Origin of the sequence: Actinoplanes sp. NPDC048791 (assembly GCF_040650095.1) — a bacterium.
Classification (GTDB): Bacteria; Actinomycetota; Actinomycetes; order Mycobacteriales; family Micromonosporaceae; genus Actinoplanes.
Map to the genome: position 1 here is coordinate 1 of NZ_JBEZGQ010000042.1, position 19697 is coordinate 19697.

General features: G+C 70.5%; 17 protein-coding genes. 5 read left to right on the top strand and 12 right to left on the bottom strand.

The genetic code is table 11. The annotated features are described in order from the left end of the window. On the top strand, positions 1-2193 hold a 2193-nt coding region (locus AB0C29_RS05715), incomplete at its 5' end, for a transcriptional regulator (RefSeq protein WP_360815671.1). Here AB0C29_RS05715 and AB0C29_RS05720 read toward each other — a convergent pair. The 4 genes from AB0C29_RS05720 to AB0C29_RS05735 are packed head-to-tail and all read right to left on the bottom strand — an operon-like array spanning position 2190 to position 6318. After that, positions 2190-3020 (bottom strand): ABC transporter permease, encoded by an 831-nt coding sequence (locus AB0C29_RS05720; RefSeq protein ID WP_360815674.1) that lies wholly within the window; start codon positions 3018-3020, stop codon positions 2190-2192. The two genes, AB0C29_RS05715 and AB0C29_RS05720, sit on opposite strands and share 4 nt — an antisense overlap. Further along, a complete protein-coding gene (locus AB0C29_RS05725) occupies positions 3017-4006 on the bottom strand; it encodes an ATP-binding cassette domain-containing protein (protein ID WP_360551268.1) in 990 nt (329 codons plus the stop codon). The genes AB0C29_RS05720 and AB0C29_RS05725 overlap by 4 nt, the downstream gene beginning before the upstream one ends. Before the next feature lie 45 nt (positions 4007-4051). Further along, positions 4052-4885 carry an SDR family NAD(P)-dependent oxidoreductase gene (locus AB0C29_RS05730; RefSeq protein WP_360815677.1) on the bottom strand — a complete coding sequence of 278 codons (834 nt, stop codon included), beginning with the start codon at positions 4883-4885 and terminating at the stop codon, positions 4052-4054. A gap of 2 nt (positions 4886-4887) precedes the next feature. After that, complete coding sequence (locus AB0C29_RS05735; RefSeq protein WP_360815680.1) at positions 4888-6318, bottom strand: NAD(P)/FAD-dependent oxidoreductase; 1431 nt, start codon at positions 6316-6318, stop codon at positions 4888-4890. A gap of 38 nt (positions 6319-6356) precedes the next feature. Here AB0C29_RS05735 and AB0C29_RS05740 point away from each other — a divergent pair, with 38 nt between their 5' ends. After that, complete coding sequence (locus AB0C29_RS05740) at positions 6357-7316, top strand: Dyp-type peroxidase (protein ID WP_360815683.1); 960 nt, start codon at positions 6357-6359, stop codon at positions 7314-7316. 4 nt (positions 7317-7320) lie between these two features. On the opposite strand, the gene AB0C29_RS05745 is transcribed toward AB0C29_RS05740, so the two are convergent. From AB0C29_RS05745 to AB0C29_RS05760, 4 genes are all read right to left on the bottom strand, one after another. Further along, on the bottom strand, positions 7321-7932 hold the full coding sequence (locus tag AB0C29_RS05745; protein ID WP_360815686.1) for a hypothetical protein: 612 nt from the start codon (positions 7930-7932) through the stop codon (positions 7321-7323). A gap of 43 nt (positions 7933-7975) precedes the next feature. Next, a complete protein-coding gene (locus AB0C29_RS05750; protein WP_360551278.1) occupies positions 7976-8647 on the bottom strand; it encodes a DedA family protein in 672 nt (223 codons plus the stop codon). A 139-nt stretch (positions 8648-8786) separates the two neighbouring features. After that, positions 8787-11645, bottom strand: coding sequence for a GH92 family glycosyl hydrolase (locus AB0C29_RS05755; RefSeq protein WP_360815688.1), 2859 nt, complete (start codon positions 11643-11645; stop codon positions 8787-8789). 124 nt (positions 11646-11769) lie between these two features. Then, positions 11770-12141 carry a DNA polymerase ligase N-terminal domain-containing protein gene (locus AB0C29_RS05760; protein WP_360551282.1) on the bottom strand — a complete coding sequence of 124 codons (372 nt, stop codon included), beginning with the start codon at positions 12139-12141 and terminating at the stop codon, positions 11770-11772. A gap of 158 nt (positions 12142-12299) precedes the next feature. On the opposite strand from AB0C29_RS05760, the gene AB0C29_RS05765 reads away from it, so the two are divergent. Continuing rightward, entirely contained in the window at positions 12300-14171 is a 1872-nt protein-coding gene (locus tag AB0C29_RS05765; RefSeq protein WP_360815691.1) for a sulfatase-like hydrolase/transferase, read from the top strand. An 84-nt stretch (positions 14172-14255) separates the two neighbouring features. Beyond that, complete coding sequence (locus tag AB0C29_RS05770; RefSeq protein WP_125812319.1) at positions 14256-14411, top strand: hypothetical protein; 156 nt, start codon at positions 14256-14258, stop codon at positions 14409-14411. A 46-nt stretch (positions 14412-14457) separates the two neighbouring features. Here AB0C29_RS05770 and AB0C29_RS05775 read toward each other — a convergent pair whose 3' ends face one another. The 4 genes from AB0C29_RS05775 to AB0C29_RS05790 form a co-directional block, all read right to left on the bottom strand. Then, on the bottom strand, positions 14458-15771 hold the full coding sequence (locus tag AB0C29_RS05775; protein ID WP_360815694.1) for an alpha-amylase family protein: 1314 nt from the start codon (positions 15769-15771) through the stop codon (positions 14458-14460). Positions 15772-15844: 73 nt separating this feature from the next. After that, on the bottom strand, positions 15845-16654 hold the full coding sequence (locus AB0C29_RS05780; protein WP_360815697.1) for an RNA polymerase sigma factor SigF: 810 nt from the start codon (positions 16652-16654) through the stop codon (positions 15845-15847). A 225-nt stretch (positions 16655-16879) separates the two neighbouring features. Next, positions 16880-17413 carry an LURP-one-related family protein gene (locus AB0C29_RS05785; RefSeq protein ID WP_360815700.1) on the bottom strand — a complete coding sequence of 178 codons (534 nt, stop codon included), beginning with the start codon at positions 17411-17413 and terminating at the stop codon, positions 16880-16882. Between the two features lie 61 nt (positions 17414-17474). Next, positions 17475-18659 (bottom strand): zinc-dependent alcohol dehydrogenase, encoded by a 1185-nt coding sequence (locus AB0C29_RS05790; RefSeq protein ID WP_360815703.1) that lies wholly within the window; start codon positions 18657-18659, stop codon positions 17475-17477. A gap of 134 nt (positions 18660-18793) precedes the next feature. Between AB0C29_RS05790 and AB0C29_RS05795 the strand changes: the two genes are divergently transcribed. Further along, entirely contained in the window at positions 18794-19597 is an 804-nt protein-coding gene (locus tag AB0C29_RS05795; protein ID WP_360815706.1) for an SDR family NAD(P)-dependent oxidoreductase, read from the top strand. Positions 19598-19697: the final 100 nt, after the last annotated feature.

The following is a 19697-nucleotide window of genomic DNA, read 5'->3' on the forward strand; positions in this document are numbered from 1 at the left end:
CCCGCCGCCGCCCAGGTGGCGTGCGGTCCGGTCGTCGCCGGGATCTCGAGCTCCGTGAGCCCGCAGGACCGCCTGCGCGCCGTCGCCGCGGATCTCGACGGGCTGATCGTGCTGGACAACTGCGAGCACGTGCTGGACGCCGCCGCGGCAGTCGTCGCCGATCTGCTCGCGGCCACCGGACCGGAGGTCGCGGTGCTGGCCACGAGCCGGGCGCCGCTCGCTCTCGTGGGCGAGGTGGTGCACCGGCTGGCGGCGTTGCCGGACCAGGAGGCGCTGCGGCTGCTGGAGACCCGGGCCCGGGCGGCCGGAGCCGTACCGGCCTGGGACCGGGACCGCGCGCTCGCCCTCTGCCACCACCTGGACAACCTGCCGCTGGCTCTGGAGCTGGCCGCGGCCCGGCTGCGGCACATGCCCATCGACGACGTGCTCGCCGGTCTGAGCGACCGGTTCGCACTGCTCGACGACGCCCTGCGCGGCCTGCCGGAGCGGCACGCGAGCCTGTGGGCGATGGTCGACTGGAGCCGGGAGCTGCTCGGTCCCGACGCCCGTGAGCTGCTGCAACGCCTCGCAGTCATCCCGGCCGCGTTCACCGCCGAGCTCGCCGCCGCGGTGGCCGGCCGACCGGACGTCCGGCGGACGCTGGCCGATCTCGTCGAGCAGTCACTGGTGAGCCTGGACGCGGAGAGCAGCAGCCCGCGCTATCGGATGCTCGAGACGGTCCGCGAGTACGGCGAGGCCCGGCTCGGCGCCGGCGCACCGGCAGCCTCGGCCGGACTGACCAGGTGGGCCCGGGCCCAGGCGGTCGACCTGACCTCGCGTTATCTGGGTCCCGGGCAGCTCGACGCCTTCGCCGAGTGCGCCACCGAGCAGGAGAACCTGCTGGCCGGCCTGCGCTTCGCCCTGGCCCACGACGACCAGCCGGCGGCCGTCGACATCGCCACCGCGCTCTTCCACGTGTGGACCGTCCGCGGGCTGCACGTCGAGGTCAGCACCTGGGCCGGCGACCTGCTGCAACTGGACGACCCGGTGGCCCGCCGCCGCTCGGTGCTGCTGCACGGCCGGTCCGCCGGTCTGCCGCTGCCCCACGCCGACCGGCTGGCCTGGCTGTGCCTGATCGCCGGGCTTAACGCCGGCATCACCGGTCCGCCCCGGCTCATCGCGCTGGCCCGCCGCGTCCTCAAGCGACTCCTGGCCGAACGTCCCGGCGAGGTGTCCTCCCGGGAGCGGGCACTGGCGTCGGCGCTCCCGGCCTTCGACTCCTACGACCCGGAACGCAGCGTGCTGGGGGCCGTCGAGCTGATCGACCATCCCGACCCGTACGTGCAGGGACTGGGGTTCTTCATCCGGGCGGCGATGCGGGAGAACGGGGGCATGGCCGAGGCTTCGACCGAGGACGCCGAGCTGGCGTACCAGCGGTTCGAGGTGGCCGGCGACCACTGGGGGATGGCGATGGCCGCCCAGGCCGCCGGTCACTGGATCAGCTCCCGCGGCGAAGCGCGCGCCGCCGGGTGGCTGAGCCGCAGCGTGCGGCACATGGAGCTGGTGGGCGCGACGCAGGACGCCCGGTCGATCCGGGTGCTGCTGGACGTGCAGCAGGCGCTGGCCGGTGACCCGGACGCCGAGCATCGCCTGCGGGTGCTGGCGACCTCCGGCCAGGCCGACGACAACGACGCCGCCCAGGCGTACCTGGGTCTGGCCCACCTGGCCTGCCGGCGGGAACGCTACGACGAGGCACTGGCCTACGGCGACGCGGTCAGCCGTACCGTCGAGGCCTCGGCCGACCGGTCGCCGCAGACCCGGGTCGTCTGCCGCGTCGCGGTGGCGGTGCTGCGCCTGCGGGTGGCGCAGTCGAACCCGGACGCGGACGCCGACGCCGACGCGGTGGCACTGTTGCGGCTCGCCCGGGACGAGGCCCTGCCCGCCCACGACAATCCGCTGCTCGGGATATGGGCGCTGGGCGGGGCCGAGCTCGCGGCCTTCCGCGGCGCCGACGCGACCGCGCGTGATCTGTGGACCCTCGGGATGCGGATCGGCGCCAACGTCGGGAGCCTGTTCCCGCCGGGCGAGGACGGTCGCCTGGACGCCGTCCTCGGCAGCGAGGACGACCGCCGGAAGCTGCTGGCCGCGATGGCGCCGCGAGCGGCGACGGCCATGAGCTCGAGAATCCGCGAGCTCATGGCCGGCCTGCTCTAGACCTTCTTCCGGTACGCCCGCAGCGCCAGCGGCATGAACACCACCACGAAGCCGGCGCACCAGGCGAGGGTCCACCACACGTGGTTGCCGATCGGCGAGCCGAGGAACAGGCCCCGGACCGCGCCGACCAGGTGGGTCAGCGGGTTCACGTCGACGAAGCCCTGCATCCAGCCCGGCAGCGTACTGGTCCCGACGAACACGTTGGACGCGAAGCTCAGCGGCATGATCAGCGCGAACATCAGGCCCTGGACCGCACCCGGGGTACGGACCTTCATCGACACGAACACCGGCAGCCAGCTCAGGCACAGCGCGAAGAGCACGGCCAGCGCGCAACCCGCGACGGCGCTCAGCGGGTCGGTGGTGATCCGGAAGCCCATCACGTAGCCGATCGCCAGCGTGGAGAGCGTGACGATCACGTACCGGACGATGTCACCGAGGACCGCGCCCAGCAGCGGCGCCGAGCGGGGCACCGGCAGTGACCGGAAGCGGTCGAAGATGCCCTTGGCGATGTCGGTGTTGAGGTTGACGCCGATCGCGATGCAGCCGGTCGCGATCGTCTGGGCCAGGATGCCGGGCAGCAGGAACTGCAGGTAGTCGTGGGTGGAACCGGCGACCGCGCCGCCGAAGACGTACACGAAGATGATCAGGAACAGCACCGGCTGCAACGTCACGTCGATGAGCGCCTCGGGCGTCCGGGCCGTCTTGATCAGGCTGCGTTTGGCCAGCGCGAAGGAGTGCCGCGCGAGCCGGAACGGTCGTGGATGCGGTTGCACGGCCGCGGGCATGACCGGCCGGCTGGTCCGGGGTGCGTTGAGCGTCGTGGTCATGCCGCCACCTCTTCCTTGATCGTGGTGGTCGTGGTGTCGTCGTCGGAGGCGGTGCGCCCGGTGAGGGTGAAGAAGACCTCGTCGAGGCTGGGCAGGTGCAGCGAGAGTTCGGTGACCGCGACGCCTGCAGCGGCGAGCCGGGCCACCGCTTCGGTCAGCGCGCTGTCGTCGGTGACCGGTACGGCGAGCATGCCCTTGCGGATCTCGTCGGCCGGCGCGCCCGAGGACACCTCGGACAGGATCGCGGCGGTCAGGTCGAGCTGGGTGGCGTCGGACGGGCGTACCTCCAGGGTCTGGCCGCCGACCACCCGCTTGAGTCCCTCGGGGGTGTCGTGCGCGATGACCCGGCCGTGGTCGATCACCGTGATCGCGTCGGCCAGCGCGTCCGCCTCCTCCAGGTACTGGGTGGTGAGCAGCACCGTGGAACCCGCTGCCACCAGCGAGCGGACCACGTCCCACATGTCCTCGCGCTTGGCCGGGTCCAGGCCGGTGGTGGGCTCGTCCAGGAAGATCACGTCGGGGGAGCCGACCAGGCTCGCGGCCAGGTCGAGGCGCCGCCGCATGCCACCGGAGTAGGTCTTGGCCTGGCGGCCGGCCGCGTCGGTCAGGTCGAACCAGTCGAGCAGCTCGGCGGCCCGCCGGCGGGCACCGGCCCGGCCCAGGTCGAGCAGGGTGCCGAAGAGCTCGAGGTTCTGCCGGCCGGTCAGGTCCTCGTCGACCGAGGCGTACTGGCCGGTCAGGCCGATCACCTGACGGACCCGCTCGGCGTCGCGGACGACGTCGAAGCCGCTGATCCGGGCGCGGCCGGCATCGGGCGTGAGCAGGGTGGAGAGGATGCGGACGGCGGTGGTCTTGCCCGCGCCGTTGGGCCCCAGGACGCCGAGCACGGTCCCCCGGGGCACGGCGAGGTCGACGCCCTGCAGGGCTTTCGTCGACCCGAAGTGCTTGACGAGGCCTTCGGCCTCGATCACGAGATCAGCTGTCATGCCCCCAGGGTGCGCGGGCCCGCTGACACGGCACCGACACGCCGCCTACATGAGGTCCCGCTTGTCGAGCTGGCGCTGGATGACGTTCCAGTACCGGCCGGGCGCGACCCGGGCCAGCACGTCGGCCAGCTTGGCCGCCCGGGTGATCACCAGGCGCGGCTTGCGGGCCTGGACGGCCGCCACGATCAGCTTGGCCGCCTCCTCGGGCGGCAGGGTCAGCGCCCTGCGGGTGAACTCGGCGGCCTGCGCGGCCTGCTTGCCGTCCACGTCCGGGCCGCTGAGCCGGGCACTGGTGGCGATGTTGGTCCTGATGCCGCCGGGGTGCACCACCGTGACGCCGACCTTGCCGGCCAGTTCGTGCCGCAGCGCCTCGGAGAAGCCGCGTACGCCGTACTTGCTGGTCACGTAGGCGACCTGGGTCGGGGGTGCGATGAGGCCGAACAGGCTGGAGATGTTCACCACGTGAGCGCCCGGGCGGCTGAGTAACTGCGGCAGGAACGCCTTGGTCGTGCGGACCACGGCGTGCAGGTTGATCTCCATCAACCAGTCGAAGTCCTTCATGCTGACCTGCTCGAACGTGCCGCTCAGGGCCACCCCGGCGTTGTTGACCAGCAGGTCGGCGCCGCCGTGGCGCTCCGCGACCGCGGCGGCCAGGTCGAGGCGGTCGCCGCCGTCGGACAGGTCCACCACGTGAGTGCTGACCTCCGGCGCGCCCAGCTCGCGGGCCAGCGCGGCGACCCGCTCCAGCCCTTCGGCGTCCCGGTCGACCAGGGCCAGCCCGGCCCGGCGCCGGGCCAGGTCGAGGGTGAGCGCGGCACCGATGCCGCTGGCCGCGCCTGTGATGACACACGTGCGCCCGGCGAATGCGAAGCGTTCCACGGTCATTCTCCCGTCCTGGTCCGGGCGAACATCATGTCACCGTCGTCGATCCGGCTCAGTCGCATGCGCGGCATATCGAGCAGATAGTTGTTGAGCATCCGCCAGGCCCGGCGGTCGCTCTGCCGCGGCAGCACAGCGGCGGCGCGCCGGACGTAGCCGGAGGAGAGGTTCATCAGCGGCTCGCCGGTGTCGTGGGCGCCGGCGGGCAGCCGCGGGGTGGCGATGTCGATCCGGTGCCGGTCCAGGTAGTTGAGCAGGCGGCAGACGTACCGGGAGGTCAGGTCGGCCCGCAGGGTCCAGGAGGCGTTCGTGTAGCCGACGCACCAGGCCAGATTCGGTACGCCGTCGAACATCATTCCCTTGTAGACGTGCAGCTCGTGGGAGTCGATCGGCCGGCCGTCGACACTGAGCGCGATCTCGCCGAAGGCGACCATGGTCAGCCCGGTGGCGGTGACGATCACGTCGGCGTCCAGGTGCTCACCGCCGGTCAGCCGGATCCCGTCCGGGGTGAACGAGTCGATCGTCGCGGTCACCACCGAGGCCCGCCCGGCCCGCATCGCCGCGAACAGGTCGCCGTCCGGCACGACACAGAGCCGCTGATCCCACGGGTCATAGCGAGGGGCAAAATGCGGATCCACCGGTACGTCCGCGGGCAGCTGCTTGGCCACACCCGCCCGCAACGACTTCGCCACCCGGGCGGGCCAGCGCCGCGACGCCTGGAACAGCGCCCAGGTCAGCAGGACGTTGCGGGCGCGGACCACCCGCGGACCCACCAGCCGCGCGCCGCCCTCCTTGGCCGGCAGGGAGAGCAGATAGCTGGGGGAGCGCTGCAACATCGTCACGTGCGCGGCCTGCTCCGCCATCGCCGGCACCAGCGTCACCGCGGTCGCCCCGCTGCCGATGACCACCACCCGCTTGCCGGCGTAGTCCAGATCCTCGGGCCAGTGCTGCGGGTGCACGACCGCACCGGCGAAGCTGTCCCGGCCGGGGAAGTCGGCCTCGTAGCCGCTCTCGTAACGGTAGTAACCAGTGCAGACGTACAGGAAAGAACAGGTCCATTCCTCGCCGGAGCCGGTCCGGACGGTCCAGCGGGCATCGGCGGTCGACCACGACGCGGCGACGATCCGCCGGCCGTAGTGGATGTGCTTGTCGATGCCGTACTCGGCGGCGGTGTCGCGCAGGTACTCCAGGATGGTGCCGCCGGCCGCGATGGTCTTCGGCTGCCGCCAGGGCCGGAACGGGTAGCCGAGGGTGAACATGTCGGAGTCGGACCGCACCCCCGGATAGCGGAACAGATCCCACGTCCCGCCGCTGGCCTCCCGGGCCTCGAGGATCGCGTAGCTGCGGCCCGGGCACTCGGTCTGCAGCCGGTAGGCCGCGCCGATGCCGGACAGCCCCGCGCCTATGACGAGGACCTCCCTGTGCTCACTCATCCGTCAATTATCAGCGCGCAGGCTCTAGGCTGCGCTCTGTGACTGCGCCTCGATCAGTTGGACCGACCGTCAACCACCAGGCGGTGCTCAGCCCGCTGACCGATGCGGCGATCTTCCTCGTCGCGACCGTGCGTGAGGACGGCGTCCCCGCCGTTCGGGACCTGCTCGAAGACCTCAGCGCCCTGCAGCGGTCGGTCGGTTTCCGGGTGCCCGCGGCCCAGCTTTCCTGTGTCGCGGGGATCGGTTCGCAGCTGTGGGACCGGCTCTTCGCCGGGCCGCGGCCCGCGCAGCTGCATCCGTTCCGGCAGTGGCAGGGCGCCCGGCACACCGCGCCCGCCACCCCTGGTGACCTGCTCTTCCATCTGCGGGCCGGGCAGGTCGACGTCTGTTTCGAGCTGGCCGCCAAGATCGGCGAGCGGCTGCGCGGGGCCGCCGACATCGTCGACGAGACGCACGGGTTCAAGTATTTCGACGAGCGGGACCTGCTCGGGTTCGTGGACGGCACGGAGAATCCGGTCGGTCCGGCCGCGTCCGCCGCAGTGCTGGTCGGCGACGAGGATCCGGCGTTCGCCGGCGGCAGCTACGTCATGGTGCAGAAGTACGTGCACGACATGACGGCGTGGAACGAGCTGACCGTCGAGCAGCAGGAGGCGGTGATCGGGCGGACCAAGCTCGACAACATCGAGCTCGCCGACAAGCCGGCGAACTCGCATGTCGCGCTCAACACCGTCGAGGCGCCGGACGGCACCGAGCTGAAGATCCTGCGGGACAACATGCCGTTCGGTTCGGTCGCGGCCGGTGAGTTCGGCACCTACTACATCGCGTATGCGGCCACCCCGGACGTGCCCGAGCTGATGCTGCGCCGGATGTTCCTCGGTGACCCGTACGGCAGCCACGACCGCATCCTGGACTTCTCGACGGCCCGTACCGGCTCGTTGTTCTTCGCCCCGACCGGCGACTTCCTCGACGAGCTGCCGCCAGCCCCGGACCGGGGCTGACGCGTCAGCGGATCAGCCGGGCCGCTTTCGCGGTCTTGCGGGCGGCCGTGCGCCGCGCGGTCTGCGTGGCCTCGTCAGGCTTCTCCGGCGGCGGATCCGCCGCCGGTGCCGACCGCCGCGACGAGCGGGCGGGCGCGGCGGTCTCAGCTGCCTTGCCGTCCGCGGTCTTGGCCACGGCCTGGCCCGACGGCACGGCCGGTGCGCGTTCGGGCGCCGGCTCGAGCTCCTTGCCGGCGGCCGGCTGAGCCGCGGCCCGGTCCATCTCCTTCTCCCGGCGGACCAGGTCGGCCAGCACTTCCTTGTCGTACTTGGCTTCGGCGAGGTCGGCCTTGGTCCGGGCCCGTTCCGCCTTGGCCACGGCCTTCTTGCGTTCCTTGGCCAGCTCGGCGCGGCGTTTGCCCGCGGCCTTGAGGCTCCGCTTGAGCCGTTCGGCTTCCTCGGCGGCGCGGCGCAGCGCCTGTTGCTGCTGCTCGGCCAGGCTCGTGAGGGTCTCGAGCTGCCGGTCGATGTCGGTCACCGCGGCGTCGGCGGCGGCGGCCGCGGCACTCGCGGTGCCGGCCTTGTCGCGGCGACGGTCCAGCGGTCGGGCGGTCGTGGTCACGTCCATCACTCCCATCCGGTCTCACCCTGGTTCTACCCGGACGGGTGTCCGGCAACCGTCAGGCCGGGGCGTCTTCGGCGGTGACCGGCTCGGCGGCCTCGCGGGCGCGGCGCCGGCGGACGTGCCGCATGTGCAGCCAGATGTACGTGCCGACGGCGATCACGCCCACCCCGATCGCCCAGAACATGTATTTGTGCAGATGGTCGATGATCTCCACCAGGTGGGTGCCCAGCAGGTACGAGATCGTGCACCACCAGCCCACCCAGAGCGCGGCGCCGATCGCGTTGTAGATCAGGAAGGTGCGCCAGGGCATCGCCGTGATGCCCGCGATGACGCCGTTGAGCTGGCGCAGGCCGTCGATGAAGCGGGCCACCACCACGACCCGGTTGCCGCGGCGGGCGAAGAACTTCTCCGCGCGTTCCAGGCGGGCCGGGGTGATGAAGATGTACTTGCCGAAGCGGTGCACGGCCTTGCGCCCGCCGCGGACCCCGATCCAGTAGCCGACGTTGTCGCCCAGCACGGCGGCGATGAAGGAGATGGCGGCGACGGCGAAGATGTCCAGCCGGCCCCAGCTGGAGTAGATCGCCGCCGCGACCATGATCGTCTGCCCCGGCGCGGGGACCCCGAAGCTCTCGACACCGATCACGCCCGCCACGGCCAGATAGCCCCACCGGTCGAGGATGGGGGCCACGCTGTGCAGGAAGCTGGGCAGATCGTCGGCGGGGGGCATGGGTTGAGCGGTCTCCCGTCGTCGGTGTCGGGGTTTGCGCCCCGGCCCCAACCGTATCCACCCGGGGGGATCACAAACCTGGGGGTGCCTTGACGATCCCTCGCCCGGGCACCCCCGTCCGGTTCCGCCGGTACCGGGACTAGTTCTGCGGTGGGCTGTCTCCAGGCCCACTTCCCCAGGTCAGGCTGGGTGTGGGGGCCAGGGTGTAGGTCAGCGCGGCGCCCCGGGTGAGGGCGGACGCGGGCAACCATCCCTTGGTGGTCGTTTTCCCGTTGACCGTCAGTTCGTGTATGTAGACCGACTTGTCATCCGTGCGCGGGGCCTTGATGGTCAGGTCGCGCCCGTTCGCCAGGTGGATCACCGCTCGCGGGAAGAGCGGGCTGGTGAGGGCGAGTTCGGCCCGGGTCGGCACCGTCGGGTAGAGGCCGAGCGCGGAGAAGACGTACCAGGCGCTCATCGTGCCGGCGTCGTCGTTGCCGGGGATGCCGCCCGTACCGTTGCTCCATCTGCCGTCGATGATCGCCCGGACGGTCTCCTGGGTCTTGTACGCGGCCCCGAAGTAGTTGTAGAGGTACGGCGTCTGGATGTCGGGCTCGTTGGTGGCGTCGAACTTCGTGCCCTTGGTGGCGCTCAGGTCGAACGTGCCGTCCGGGTTGCGGAAGAACGCGTCCAGCCGCTCGGTCGCCACCTCGGTGCCGCCCATCGCCGCGGCCAGGCCGACCACGTCGGAGTAGACCATCCAGGTGTACTGCGCGCTGCTGCCCTCGACGAAGCCGGCGCCGGTCGACGGGCTGAAGCCCTCGGCCCAGTGGCCGTCGGCGTAGCGGTCGCGCATCCAGCCGACGAAGGCGCCGTCGGCCGGGACCGGGGTCGGCACGGCCGGGTCGGCCAGTTCGAGCTCGGCGAGCTGCACGATCGGGGCGCCACCGTTGGCGTCCACCTGGAGCCGGTGGTAGCTGTACGGCTGCGGGTCCGCGACGGTGAACTCGCGCGTCTGGCCGCGGGCGGAGAAGCTCTGCCCGGTCTGCGTGTCGAGGGTCGTCCACGTCGTGCCGTCGGCCGAGCCCTGCAGCCGCCAGTCCTTCGGGTCCCGTGCGGGGACGTCGTTGGCCGAGGTCAGCGCGTACGTGCCGACGGTCAGCGGGGTCGCCGTGCGGGCCTGCACCCAGCCGGTCGTGGCGAAGGTCAGCCACTTGGTGCCCTTGTCACCGTCGAAGACCTGAGTCTTGGCCTCGCCGGGTGGGTTGTCGGCGCTGGCGGTGATCTCGGTGATCCGTTCGCGGATGTTGTGGGCCAGGCCCGGGTCGGCCCGCGCGGCCGGGTCGAAGACGTTGCGCCAGTTGTGCGAGCGGTCCAGGAACTCCCGGTGCCGGTCGGTGTCGCCCAGCGCCTTGGCCAGCTCGGCGATGCCGTAGTCGGCGGCGGCGTCCTCCAGCGTCTCGGCTGCCCCGCCCCAGCAGTGGCAGTCGTCGGCGGGCACGTAACCGAGGGCCAGGTACTTGTCGAGGGACGGCCGCTGCCCGACGCACTCGACGTTGCAGCCGGCGTCGCTGGAGTCGTTCTCCGTCGGTACGGTCGCCGCCCGCACGAGCGAGTCGTACGCGCCCCGCACGTCGAAGTCGCGCGCACCGAAGGCGTACATGCCGGCCACCGCGGCTGCGGCGGGATCACCGGACATCACCGCGGTCTTGCCGTGTTGCAGCACCCAGCGGTCCCATTCGCCGTTGCGCTGGGTGGCGTAGCTGTAGAGCGACTGCGCGTAGTCACTGGCCATCTTCGGATCGAGCAGGGCCAGCAACTGGACTTGGGCGCGGTAGACGTCCCAGCCGGAGAAAGTGCCGTACTGCGCCTTCTGGCCTGTGGACAACTTGTGGACGGCGTCGTCGGCGCCCTGGTAGCGGCCGTCAACGTCGCTGGTCAGAGTGGGTTCGAGCATCGCGTGGTAGAGCGCGGTGTAGAAGGTGGTCCGCTGGTCCTCGGTGCCGCCGCCGATGCCGATCTTCTTGAGCCGTCGTGACCACGCGCTGCGGGCGCCGGCCCGGATCGCCGCGAAGCTGAGGCGCTCGGGTGACTCCGCGGCCAGGTTCGCCTCGGCGCCGGCCCGGCTCACGTACGAGATCGCGACCCGCATCCCCACGCTGGTCGTGCCGGGGGCGAAGCTCACATAGCCGCCGGAGCCCTTTCCCGGGTTGGGCCGTCCGGCGCTGCTGTAACCGCTGCCGCCGGTGGCGTCGGTGCTGCCCGGCTGCAACGTCGTGTCGGTCCAGGTGCCGGTGGCGGCGAACGGCTGATCGAGCTTCGCGGTGAAGTGCAGCGTGTAGTAGGCGTGCGAGTTGTTGGTGCTCTGCGGCCCGCAGAAGTTGCCGGCGCTCACCGAACCGCTGACCGTCCGCGTGGCGGGATCGATGTGCACCGTCGCCGCCTCGCTGCCGGTCTCCGACAGCGACGTGCGGAACAGCAGGCCGGCCGGCTTGTCGGCGGGGAACGTGAACTTGCCGAAGCCGGTCCGCGGCGTCACCGTCAGCTCCGCACCCGCGCCGCTGTCCAGGCCGACCCGGTACCAGCCCGGCTCGGCGGACTCGTTCGCGTGCGAGAACGTGCTGGCGAAGACCGCGTCGGTGGCGTCCGCGGTCGGCGAGCTGGTGATCTCACCGACGTGCGGCATGATCGGGATGTCGCCGTTCGCGCCGGAGCAGCCGACACCGCTGAGGTGGGTCAGGCTCAATCCGCGGATCCGGGTCGCGGTGTACTGGTAGCCGCCGGGCGCCGGGGTCGAGAGCTGGTTTCCGCGCGAGGTCTGCGGGCTCCAGGCGAGCATCCCGAACGGGGTGACGGCGCCCGGGTAGGTGTTGCCGAGGTTCGTCGAGCCGATGAACGGGTTCACGGACGCCGCGGGATCGGCGACCAGCGGCGGCAGCGGTGCGGCCTGGGCCGCCGCACCGATCGGCACGGTGAGGACCACCCCCGCGAGCACGGCGACGGTACGGGATCCGAACATCCACTGCCCCCTGATGACATCGATGTCAGGCCATATCAGGGATCAGCCTCTATTGATCGAGTCCGATGTGTCAACCCGTCGCCGCCGGTCACCGCCCTGTGGACAACGTGTGGACAGCGCGGGGTCAGGTCGCCGGCTGGTCCTTGGTCAGGTGGGCCAGCCAGCTCGTGCCATCGGTGTGGATCAGTGCGTAACGCCGGGCCGGACCGCGGCCGTGCAGCGTGAACAGCAGCCGGCGGTCGTTGCTGTCCTCCTGCTGCCACCACCCGATGTCCGCGATGAACTTGTGCTCGTCGGTGTAGGTGAGGTGATCCAGGGCGTGATCCGGCACGGCGATGGCCAACCGGTTGCGCGCCGGATCGGTGGGCAGCCCGCGCGGCAGCGCCCAGGAACGCAGCACCCCGTCCTGCTCCAGGCGCAGGTCGAAATGGGGCCGCGGCTTGCGGTGGTCGTGCAGGACGAAGGCCGGTTCGGTCACGGCCGGGGGGTTGTTCATCTCCTCCGATTGAACTCCATCGCGCCGAGATCCGTTCCCCTCTTCGGGATGTCCCGGAGGAGGGCCAAGTCTTGTCTGGTTCGGTACGCGAAGCGCTCGCTTCCCGTTTTGGTCGCACGGCACGGGAGCCCGAGGCCGCGGCACCCGCGGCACCCGAAGTGACCACGGAACCCGAGGTGACCGCCGAGGCCTCGGAGACCGTGGCGTCCCCGGACCTTGCGGTCGCTGCGAAACCCGAGGTCACGGCGGAGCCCGAGGCCGCGGATCCCAAGGCCGCAGAAACCTTGGCCGCAGATCCCAAGGGCGTGGAAACCGAGGCCGCGGATGCGGAAGTGACCGCGACCGCTGACAACGAGACGCCGGCCGCCACTCAACGTGGCCGGGTGCGCACGATCGCCGGCCACGTCCTGACCGGGTCGGCCATGGTCCTGATCTTCGGCGCGCTGATCATGCCGAACATCATCAGCCGGTTCGAGCGGCCCGGTACCTACCTGCGCCTGCCCATCGAGGGCTTCGTCGCCGTCGGCCTGGTCATCCTGCTGCCCGGCCGGTGGAAGCGGATCGCCGCGGGCGTCCTGGGCGCGGGTCTCGCCGTGCTCACCATCGAGAAGATCACCGACATGGGTTTCTACGAGACCCTGTCCCGGCCCTTCGACCCGGTGCTCGACTGGGTGCTCCTCGACGACGCCCAGGCGTTCCTCGAGGACTCGGTCGGCAAGGCCGGCGCGACCGGCGCGCTGATCGGCGTGATCGTGCTGATCATCGCGATCGTCGCCCTGATGAGCCTGGCCGCCATGCGCGTCACCCGGGTCGCCGCCCGGCACCGCCGGGCCACCACTGGCACCGCCCTGACCGGTACGGCCGTCTGGGTGGTCCTGCTCGTGCTCGGCGTGCAGACCTTCGACAACATGCCGATCGCCGCCCGCAGTTCGGCGATGTACGTCTGGGACCGCGCCCACATGGTCAAGGGCGGCCTGCGCAGCGGGCAGGAGTTCGAGCGGCTCGCCGCCACCGACGCGTTCGCCGGCAAGACCGGTGACCAGCTCCTCACCGGCCTGCGCGGCAAGGACGTCATGGTCTTCTTCGTGGAGAGCTACGGCCGCTCGGCCATCGAGGACCCGGTGCTCAACCCGGGCACGACGGAGCTGCTGGCCGAGAGCACCGAGACCTTGAAGAAGGCCGGCTACGTCAGCAGGAGCGGCTGGCTCGGCTCGCCCACGGCCGGCGGCGGCAGCTGGCTGGCGCACTCCACGCTGCTGTCCGGGCTGTGGATCGACAAGCAGAACCGCTACCGCAACCTCACGTCGAGCAACCGGCTCACCCTGACCAGCGCTTTCAAGAAGGCCGGCTTCGACACCATGAGCGTCATGCCGGGCGCCACCCGGGCCTGGCCCGAGGGCAACTTCTACGGCTACAACCGGGTCTACGACTCCCGCAACACCGGCTACCAGGGGCCGGCCTTCAGCTGGGCGCCGCAGCCGGACCAGTACACCCTGTCGTGGTTCGAGAAGAACGTGCACGGCCCGGCCCACGATCCGCTGTTCGTCGAGATGCCGCTGGTCTCCAGCCACACCCCGTGGGCGCCGCTGCCGCAGTTCATCGACTGGGACGACGTCGGCGACGGCTCGGTCTACAAGCAGATCCAGCAGGACGGCAAGAAGGTCAAGCAGGTCTGGCGGGACCCGGTGAAGCTGCGGCACGAATACGCCCGCTCGATCCAGTACACCCTCACCACCCTGGTCTCCTGGCTGGAGCTCTACGGCGACAAGAACACCGTGATGGTCTTCCTCGGCGACCACCAGCCGTCCGCCACGGTCGTCGGCGACGGCGCCAGCCGGGACGTGCCGATCACGATCCTGGCCAAGGACCGCGCCGTCATGGCCAAGACCTCGGGCTGGGGCTGGACCGACGGGATCAAGCCGGACCCCGGGGCCCCGATCTGGCGGATGGACGAATTCCGGGACCGGTTCCTGACCACCTTCGGCCCCTCCGGCGACGTCAACCGGGTGCTCGCCCCACCGAAGCGCTGAACCGGTTTTGGGACGTGATTGGAAATCGAGGGCGCTGGGTATCTGGGGGTCGGCGGAAACGCCGCCGACGAACGGAGTCCCCCCATGTTGATCCTCGGTCTCATCCTGCTCCTGCTGGGCATCTTCCTGAACGTCTCGATCCTGTACACGATCGGTGCGATCCTGCTGGTCGTGGGCGCCGTCCTGTGGATCCTGGGCGCTGTCGGCCGGCCGGTCGGCGGTCGCAAGGTATGGTTCTGATCGCCTGAATCGTTGAGAAAGCGCCCGCCGGGAGGCGGGCGCTTTTTCATGCCTCGAGCACGGCCCAGCCGTTGGCCGGCAGGACCACCACGGCATCGGCCGAGCCGGCCTCCCGCAATTCCGCGGTGCCATTCAGAACCGATTTCCCGTACGGCACGGGCAGCTCGGCAGAAGCAGCACCGACACTCAGGGCCACGATGACTTTCCGGCTCCCGTCGGAGGCCTCGTAGGCGAACTGCTCGTTGGTCAGGTGCACCGTCGTGGTCCGGGCGTGATGCAGCCAGGGGTGCCGTCGGCGCAACCCGATCAGCTCCTGGTGCAGGTGATAGAGCGTCCAGCCGTACGGCGCCAGGTCGGCCGGCTTGGCCGGGAAGGCGGGCCGGACCGCGTCGTCGCCGTGCTCGCGGTCCTCCTTGACGCCCCGGAAGCCCTGCTCGTCGCCGGCGTAGATCGACGGCGTCCCGCCCACGGTGCACAGCAGGGCCAGGGCGAGCGGCACGTGCCGTTCGTCGGTGAGTTGGCTGGCCAGCCGGGTCACGTCGTGGTTGCCGACGAAGGTCTGCGGCACGAAGCTGTCCAGGAACGTGTTGTGCCGTTCCAGGGCCCAGCTCAGCTCGAAGAAGTTGGCCGCGTTCAGCGCGCTCCAGATCGCTTTCCACAGCTCGTACTGGGTCACCGAGTCCATCGTGGACCGCTCGACGAACTCCGCGTAGTCACCGTGGATGACCTCGCCGACCACGTACGCGGCGGGGAACTCGGCGCGCACCCGGGGCAGCACCGTGGCCCAGAACTCGGCCGGCACCCCGTACGCCACGTCGAGCCGCCAGCCGTCGGCGCCGCGCCGCAGCCAGTGGGTCATGACGTCGGTCACGTAGTCGGCGACGGCCGGCTCGGCGTGGTTGAGGGCGACGAGCGCGTCGTGGCCCTCGAAGTTGTCGTAGCCGGGCTCGCCGCCACCCGCCGGCCAGGTGAGCCGGAACCACGAGGCGGTCGGCGCCTCCCGGCCCTGCGTGAGCACGGCCTGGAAGGCGGCATGCCCGCGCCCGACGTGGTTGAACACACCGTCGAGCAGCACCCGTAGCCCGCGGTCGTGCGCGGCGGCGATCAGCGCGTCGAAGTCGGCTTCGGTCCCGAGACGCGGGTCGATCCGGAAGTGGTCGAGGGTGTCGTAGCCGTGGGTCTCCGAGGCGAAGATCGGCCCGAGCAGCAGGCCGGAGGCGCCCAGCTCGACGGCGTAGTCCAGCCAGGCGGTGAGCCGTTCCAGCCGGCCGTTCTCACGGCCCTCGGGATAGGCGCCGACAAACCCCAGCGGGTAGACCTGCCACCACACCGCGTGTTCAACCCAGTCCGGCTCACTCACGACGTCACTCCCTCGGGTCGAGGATACGCAGAAACGCCGGCCCGAACCGGGCCGGCGTTCAGTCTGCGGTTGCTCAGATGGTCTCGCTGGCGAGCTGCGTGCGCAGCTTCGTCAGGGCCTTGGTGAGCAGGCGGCTGACGTGCATCTGGGAGATGCCCACCTGGTCGGCGATCTGCGACTGGGTCAGGTTGCCGTAGAAGCGCAGGGTGAGGATCTTCTGCTCGCGCTCGTCGAGCATGGCCAGGGCGGGGCCGAGGGCGACGCGGGTCTCGGCCAGCTCGAACTCGTGGTCCTCGCCGCCGAGGGTGTCACCGAGCTCGGTGGTGCCGTCGGCGCTGATCGGGGTGGACAGGCTGGTGGCGTTGTAGGCGCGGGCGCCTTCGAGGCCTTCCAGGACTTCTTCCTCGGTGACGCCGAGGTGCACGGCGATGTCGCTGACCTGCGGGCTGCGGCCGAGGGTGTGGGTCAGGGTGCTGTTGGCCTCGGTGATGGCCAGGCGCAGTTCCTGCAGGCGGCGGGGCACGCGGACCGACCAGGTGCGGTCGCGGAAGTGGCGCTTGATCTCGCCGATGATGGTGGGGATGGCGTAGCCGGCGAAGTCGACGCCGCGTTCGGGGTCGAACTTGTCGACGGCTTTGATCAGGCCGACGGTGGCGGTCTGGACCAGGTCGTCGGTGGGCTCGCCGCGGCCGGAGTAGCGGTGGGCGAGGTGGCGGGCCAGCGGCAGCCAGGCCTCGATGGCCCGGTCACGCAGGGACACGCGGGAGGGGTGGCCGACGGGCATGGCAGCCATCGCGTTCAGCAGGTCGGCGGCACTGTCGGCCGGCGCCTCGCTGATCGCAGGCTTCGTCTCCGCAGCCTCAACTGTCTGGGTGGCAGTCATCTCGGTCCTTCCTTGGCACCTGTCCGGAGAGCCGGCCCGGTTTGCACCAGGCCCGGTCGGGCAAGGTATCGCTATCCGTTCGTGGCCGACGGCAATCGATGATCACCGTCGTCCGCGCACACTTGGCCGTTCAGTTATGACGACCTTAGCCGAGAGGGCCATGGATGACTAGCCGAAAGTATGAGTCACTTTACGTAGTCGAACGGTCACAGTAGACCGTCGTGATCATTCGTCTTCTTTGCGCTTCTTCTCCTTCTTCTCCTTCTTCTCCTCTTCCTTCTTCTCCTCCCTGGTCAGCGCCAGGTCGAGGGCCAGCACCGAAGCGATGATCAGCAGCGGATCCTCACCCGCCTCCACCTGCACCGCGTAGGTGTCGCGGATCGTCAGCCAGCGCTTCGACACCGCGGCCACGTCCCGGCCGTCGCGTTCGATCACGTACTCGTGATCGAGCAGGTCGCCCTTCATGGTCAGGTCCTCCGGGCCGGGGACGTCGATGGTGAACTTGTCCCGGAACGGCGTGAAGAGCTTCTTGCGGACCTCGGCGGCCTTCTCCCCGCCGATCCGGATCTCGTACGTCGGGCGCAGCGACACCAGATGCCGGTGCACGCTGGCCACCTCGGTCCCGGAGGCGTCCTCGATGACCACCTTGTCGCGGGCGCTGAGCACCTTGCCGTCGACACGGAAGACCTTGGTGCCGTGCTCGTCGAGGACGTCGAAGTCGTCGCCGATGGAGAAGAACTTCTCTCTGATCACATACATGGGCCCGATTGTGCCCCGTGGCGGTGGCACCGGCTCGCCGTTGAGCCGGCGCCACCGCGGCTCACGGCTTCAGGACGACCTTGATGCAGCCGTCCTCCTTCTTCTTGAACATGTCGTAGGCCTGCGGCGCCTGCTCCAGCGGCACCCGGTGCGTCGTCAGGTCGTCCACGCCCAGCGGGTCGTCGTCACCGGTCAGCAGCGGCAGGATGTCGTCCACCCACTGCTTCACGTGCGCCTGGCCCATCCGCAGGGTCACGCCCTTGTCGAAGAGGTCGAACATCGGGAACGGGTCGGCCTGGCCGCCGTACACGCCGATGATCGACACCGTGCCGGCCCGGCGGACCGCGGCGAACGCCGTGCGCAGCGCGCCCATCCGGTCCACCCCGGCCTTGTCGATCGCCTTGCGGGCGACCGCGTCGGGCAGCACCCCCGCGGCCTTCTGGGCGAACTCCTGGAACGGCGTGCCGTGGGCCTCCATGCCGACGGCCTCCACGACGCTGTCCGCGCCGCGTCCCGAGGTCAGCTCCAGCACCGCGGCCGGCACGTCGTCGACCTCGTCGAAGTTGATCGTCTCGATGCCGTGCCGGGCGGCCATGGCCAGCCGCTCCGGGACGTTGTCGGTGGCGATGACCCGGGCCGCGCCGAGGTGCCGGGCGATCCGGGCGGTCATCTGGCCGATCGGACCGAGACCGGTCACGAAGACCGTGCCGCCGGGGGTGATGTCGGCCCACTGGGCGGCCTGCCAGGACGTGGTCAGCACGTCGGAGAGGAAGAGGTAGCGCTCGTCGGGGTGACCCTCGGGCACCTTGATCGGCCCGAAGTGCGCCTGCGGGACCCGCAGGTACTCCGCCTGGCCGCCCGGCACCTGGCCGTAGAGCTTGGTGTAGCCGAACAGCGACGCGCCCTTACCGTGCTCCTTGACCTGGGTCGTCTCGCACTGCGCGAAGAAACCCCGGCTGCACATCCAGCAGGAGCCGCAGGAGATGTTGAACGGGACGACCACCCGGTCGCCGGGCCTGATGTGGGTGACCTCGGGACCGACCTCCTCCACGATGCCCATGGGCTCGTGGCCGAGGACGTCGCCCGGGTCCAGGTACATGCCCAGGACGTCGTACAGGTGCAGGTCGGACCCGCAGATGGCGGTCGAGGTCATCCGGACGATCGCGTCCGTCGGTTCTTGGATCTTGGGATCGGGCACGGTCTCCACCGAAACCTTGGACGTGCCCTGCCAGGTGAGTGCTCGCATACCGTGCCCCTCCGATGGTGTCGTCGCTTCAGGAGGTGCCCACTGCGGATCGGGATATTCAGGATCGGGATATTCCACGGTTAGCCGCCTCGTGGCCGGGCATCGCATCGAGACCGACGAGGGAAGGAACAACCATGACGGGACCGACGGGCCGGGAGTTCGCGGTGGTCACGGGTGCGTCCAGCGGCATCGGCTACGAGCTGGCGAAACAGTTCGTGCAGAACGGCTACGACGTACTGATGACCGCCGAGGACCAGGCCATCGAGCAGGCGGCGGCCGACCTGCGGCGCGACGGGCAGCACGAGGTGATCGCGGTACGCGCCGACCTGGCCACCTTCGACGGCGTGGAGGAGCTCTACGCCGCGATCCTCAAGACCGGCCGCCCGGTGGACGCGATCGCCATCAACGCCGGCCGGGGCATCGGCGGCGACTTCGTCAGCCAGACCGACCTGCGGGAAGAGCTGAACGTCATCGACGTGAACGTGACGTCGACCGTGCACCTGGCCAAGCGGGTGCTGCCGGACCTGGTGGCCCGCGGGGCCGGCCGGGTGCTGTTCACGTCGTCGATCGCGTCGATGATGCCGGGCACCTACCAGGCGGTCTACAACGCGTCGAAGTCGTTCGTGCAGTCCTTCGCCGAGGCGCTGCGCAACGAGCTGAAGGACACCGGGATCACGGTCACCGCGCTGATGCCGGGCCCCACGGACACCAACTTCTTCCACCGCGCCGAGATGGACGACACCCGGGTCGGATCGAGCAAGAAGGACGACCCGGCCGTGGTGGCCGAGCAGGGCTTCGAGGCCCTGATGAAGGGTGACGAGAAGGTGGTGGCCGGCTCGGTGAAGACCAAGGTGCAGGCCGCGGCCTCCAAGGTCATGCCGGACAGCGCCAAGGCCCAGATGCACCGCAAGATGGCCGAGCCGGGCTCGGGCGAGTGAGCGGGACGGGTGGCGGGGCGCCGGCCCCGCCACCCGAGGCCTACAGGCGCTGGTCGCCGATGACCGAGAGCAGCTGGAGCTTCTCGTAGCTCGCCGAGCC

Coding starts and splice junctions, on each gene's coding strand:
- AB0C29_RS05760 (WP_360551282.1), bottom strand. CDS start 12,141: ATGAACAACCCCCCGGCCGTGACCGAACCGGCCTTCGTCCTGCACGAC.
- AB0C29_RS05750 (WP_360551278.1), bottom strand. CDS start 8,647: ATGCCCCCCGCCGACGATCTGCCCAGCTTCCTGCACAGCGTGGCCCCC.
- AB0C29_RS05785 (WP_360815700.1), bottom strand. CDS start 17,413: ATGTATGTGATCAGAGAGAAGTTCTTCTCCATCGGCGACGACTTCGAC.
- AB0C29_RS05770 (WP_125812319.1), top strand. CDS start 14,256: ATGTTGATCCTCGGTCTCATCCTGCTCCTGCTGGGCATCTTCCTGAAC.
- AB0C29_RS05735 (WP_360815680.1), bottom strand. CDS start 6,318: ATGAGTGAGCACAGGGAGGTCCTCGTCATAGGCGCGGGGCTGTCCGGC.
- AB0C29_RS05790 (WP_360815703.1), bottom strand. CDS start 18,659: ATGCGAGCACTCACCTGGCAGGGCACGTCCAAGGTTTCGGTGGAGACC.
- AB0C29_RS05745 (WP_360815686.1), bottom strand. CDS start 7,932: ATGGGAGTGATGGACGTGACCACGACCGCCCGACCGCTGGACCGTCGC.
- AB0C29_RS05755 (WP_360815688.1), bottom strand. CDS start 11,645: ATGTTCGGATCCCGTACCGTCGCCGTGCTCGCGGGGGTGGTCCTCACC.
- AB0C29_RS05725 (WP_360551268.1), bottom strand. CDS start 4,006: ATGACAGCTGATCTCGTGATCGAGGCCGAAGGCCTCGTCAAGCACTTC.
- AB0C29_RS05780 (WP_360815697.1), bottom strand. CDS start 16,654: ATGACTGCCACCCAGACAGTTGAGGCTGCGGAGACGAAGCCTGCGATC.
- AB0C29_RS05720 (WP_360815674.1), bottom strand. CDS start 3,020: ATGACCACGACGCTCAACGCACCCCGGACCAGCCGGCCGGTCATGCCC.
- AB0C29_RS05795 (WP_360815706.1), top strand. CDS start 18,794: ATGACGGGACCGACGGGCCGGGAGTTCGCGGTGGTCACGGGTGCGTCC.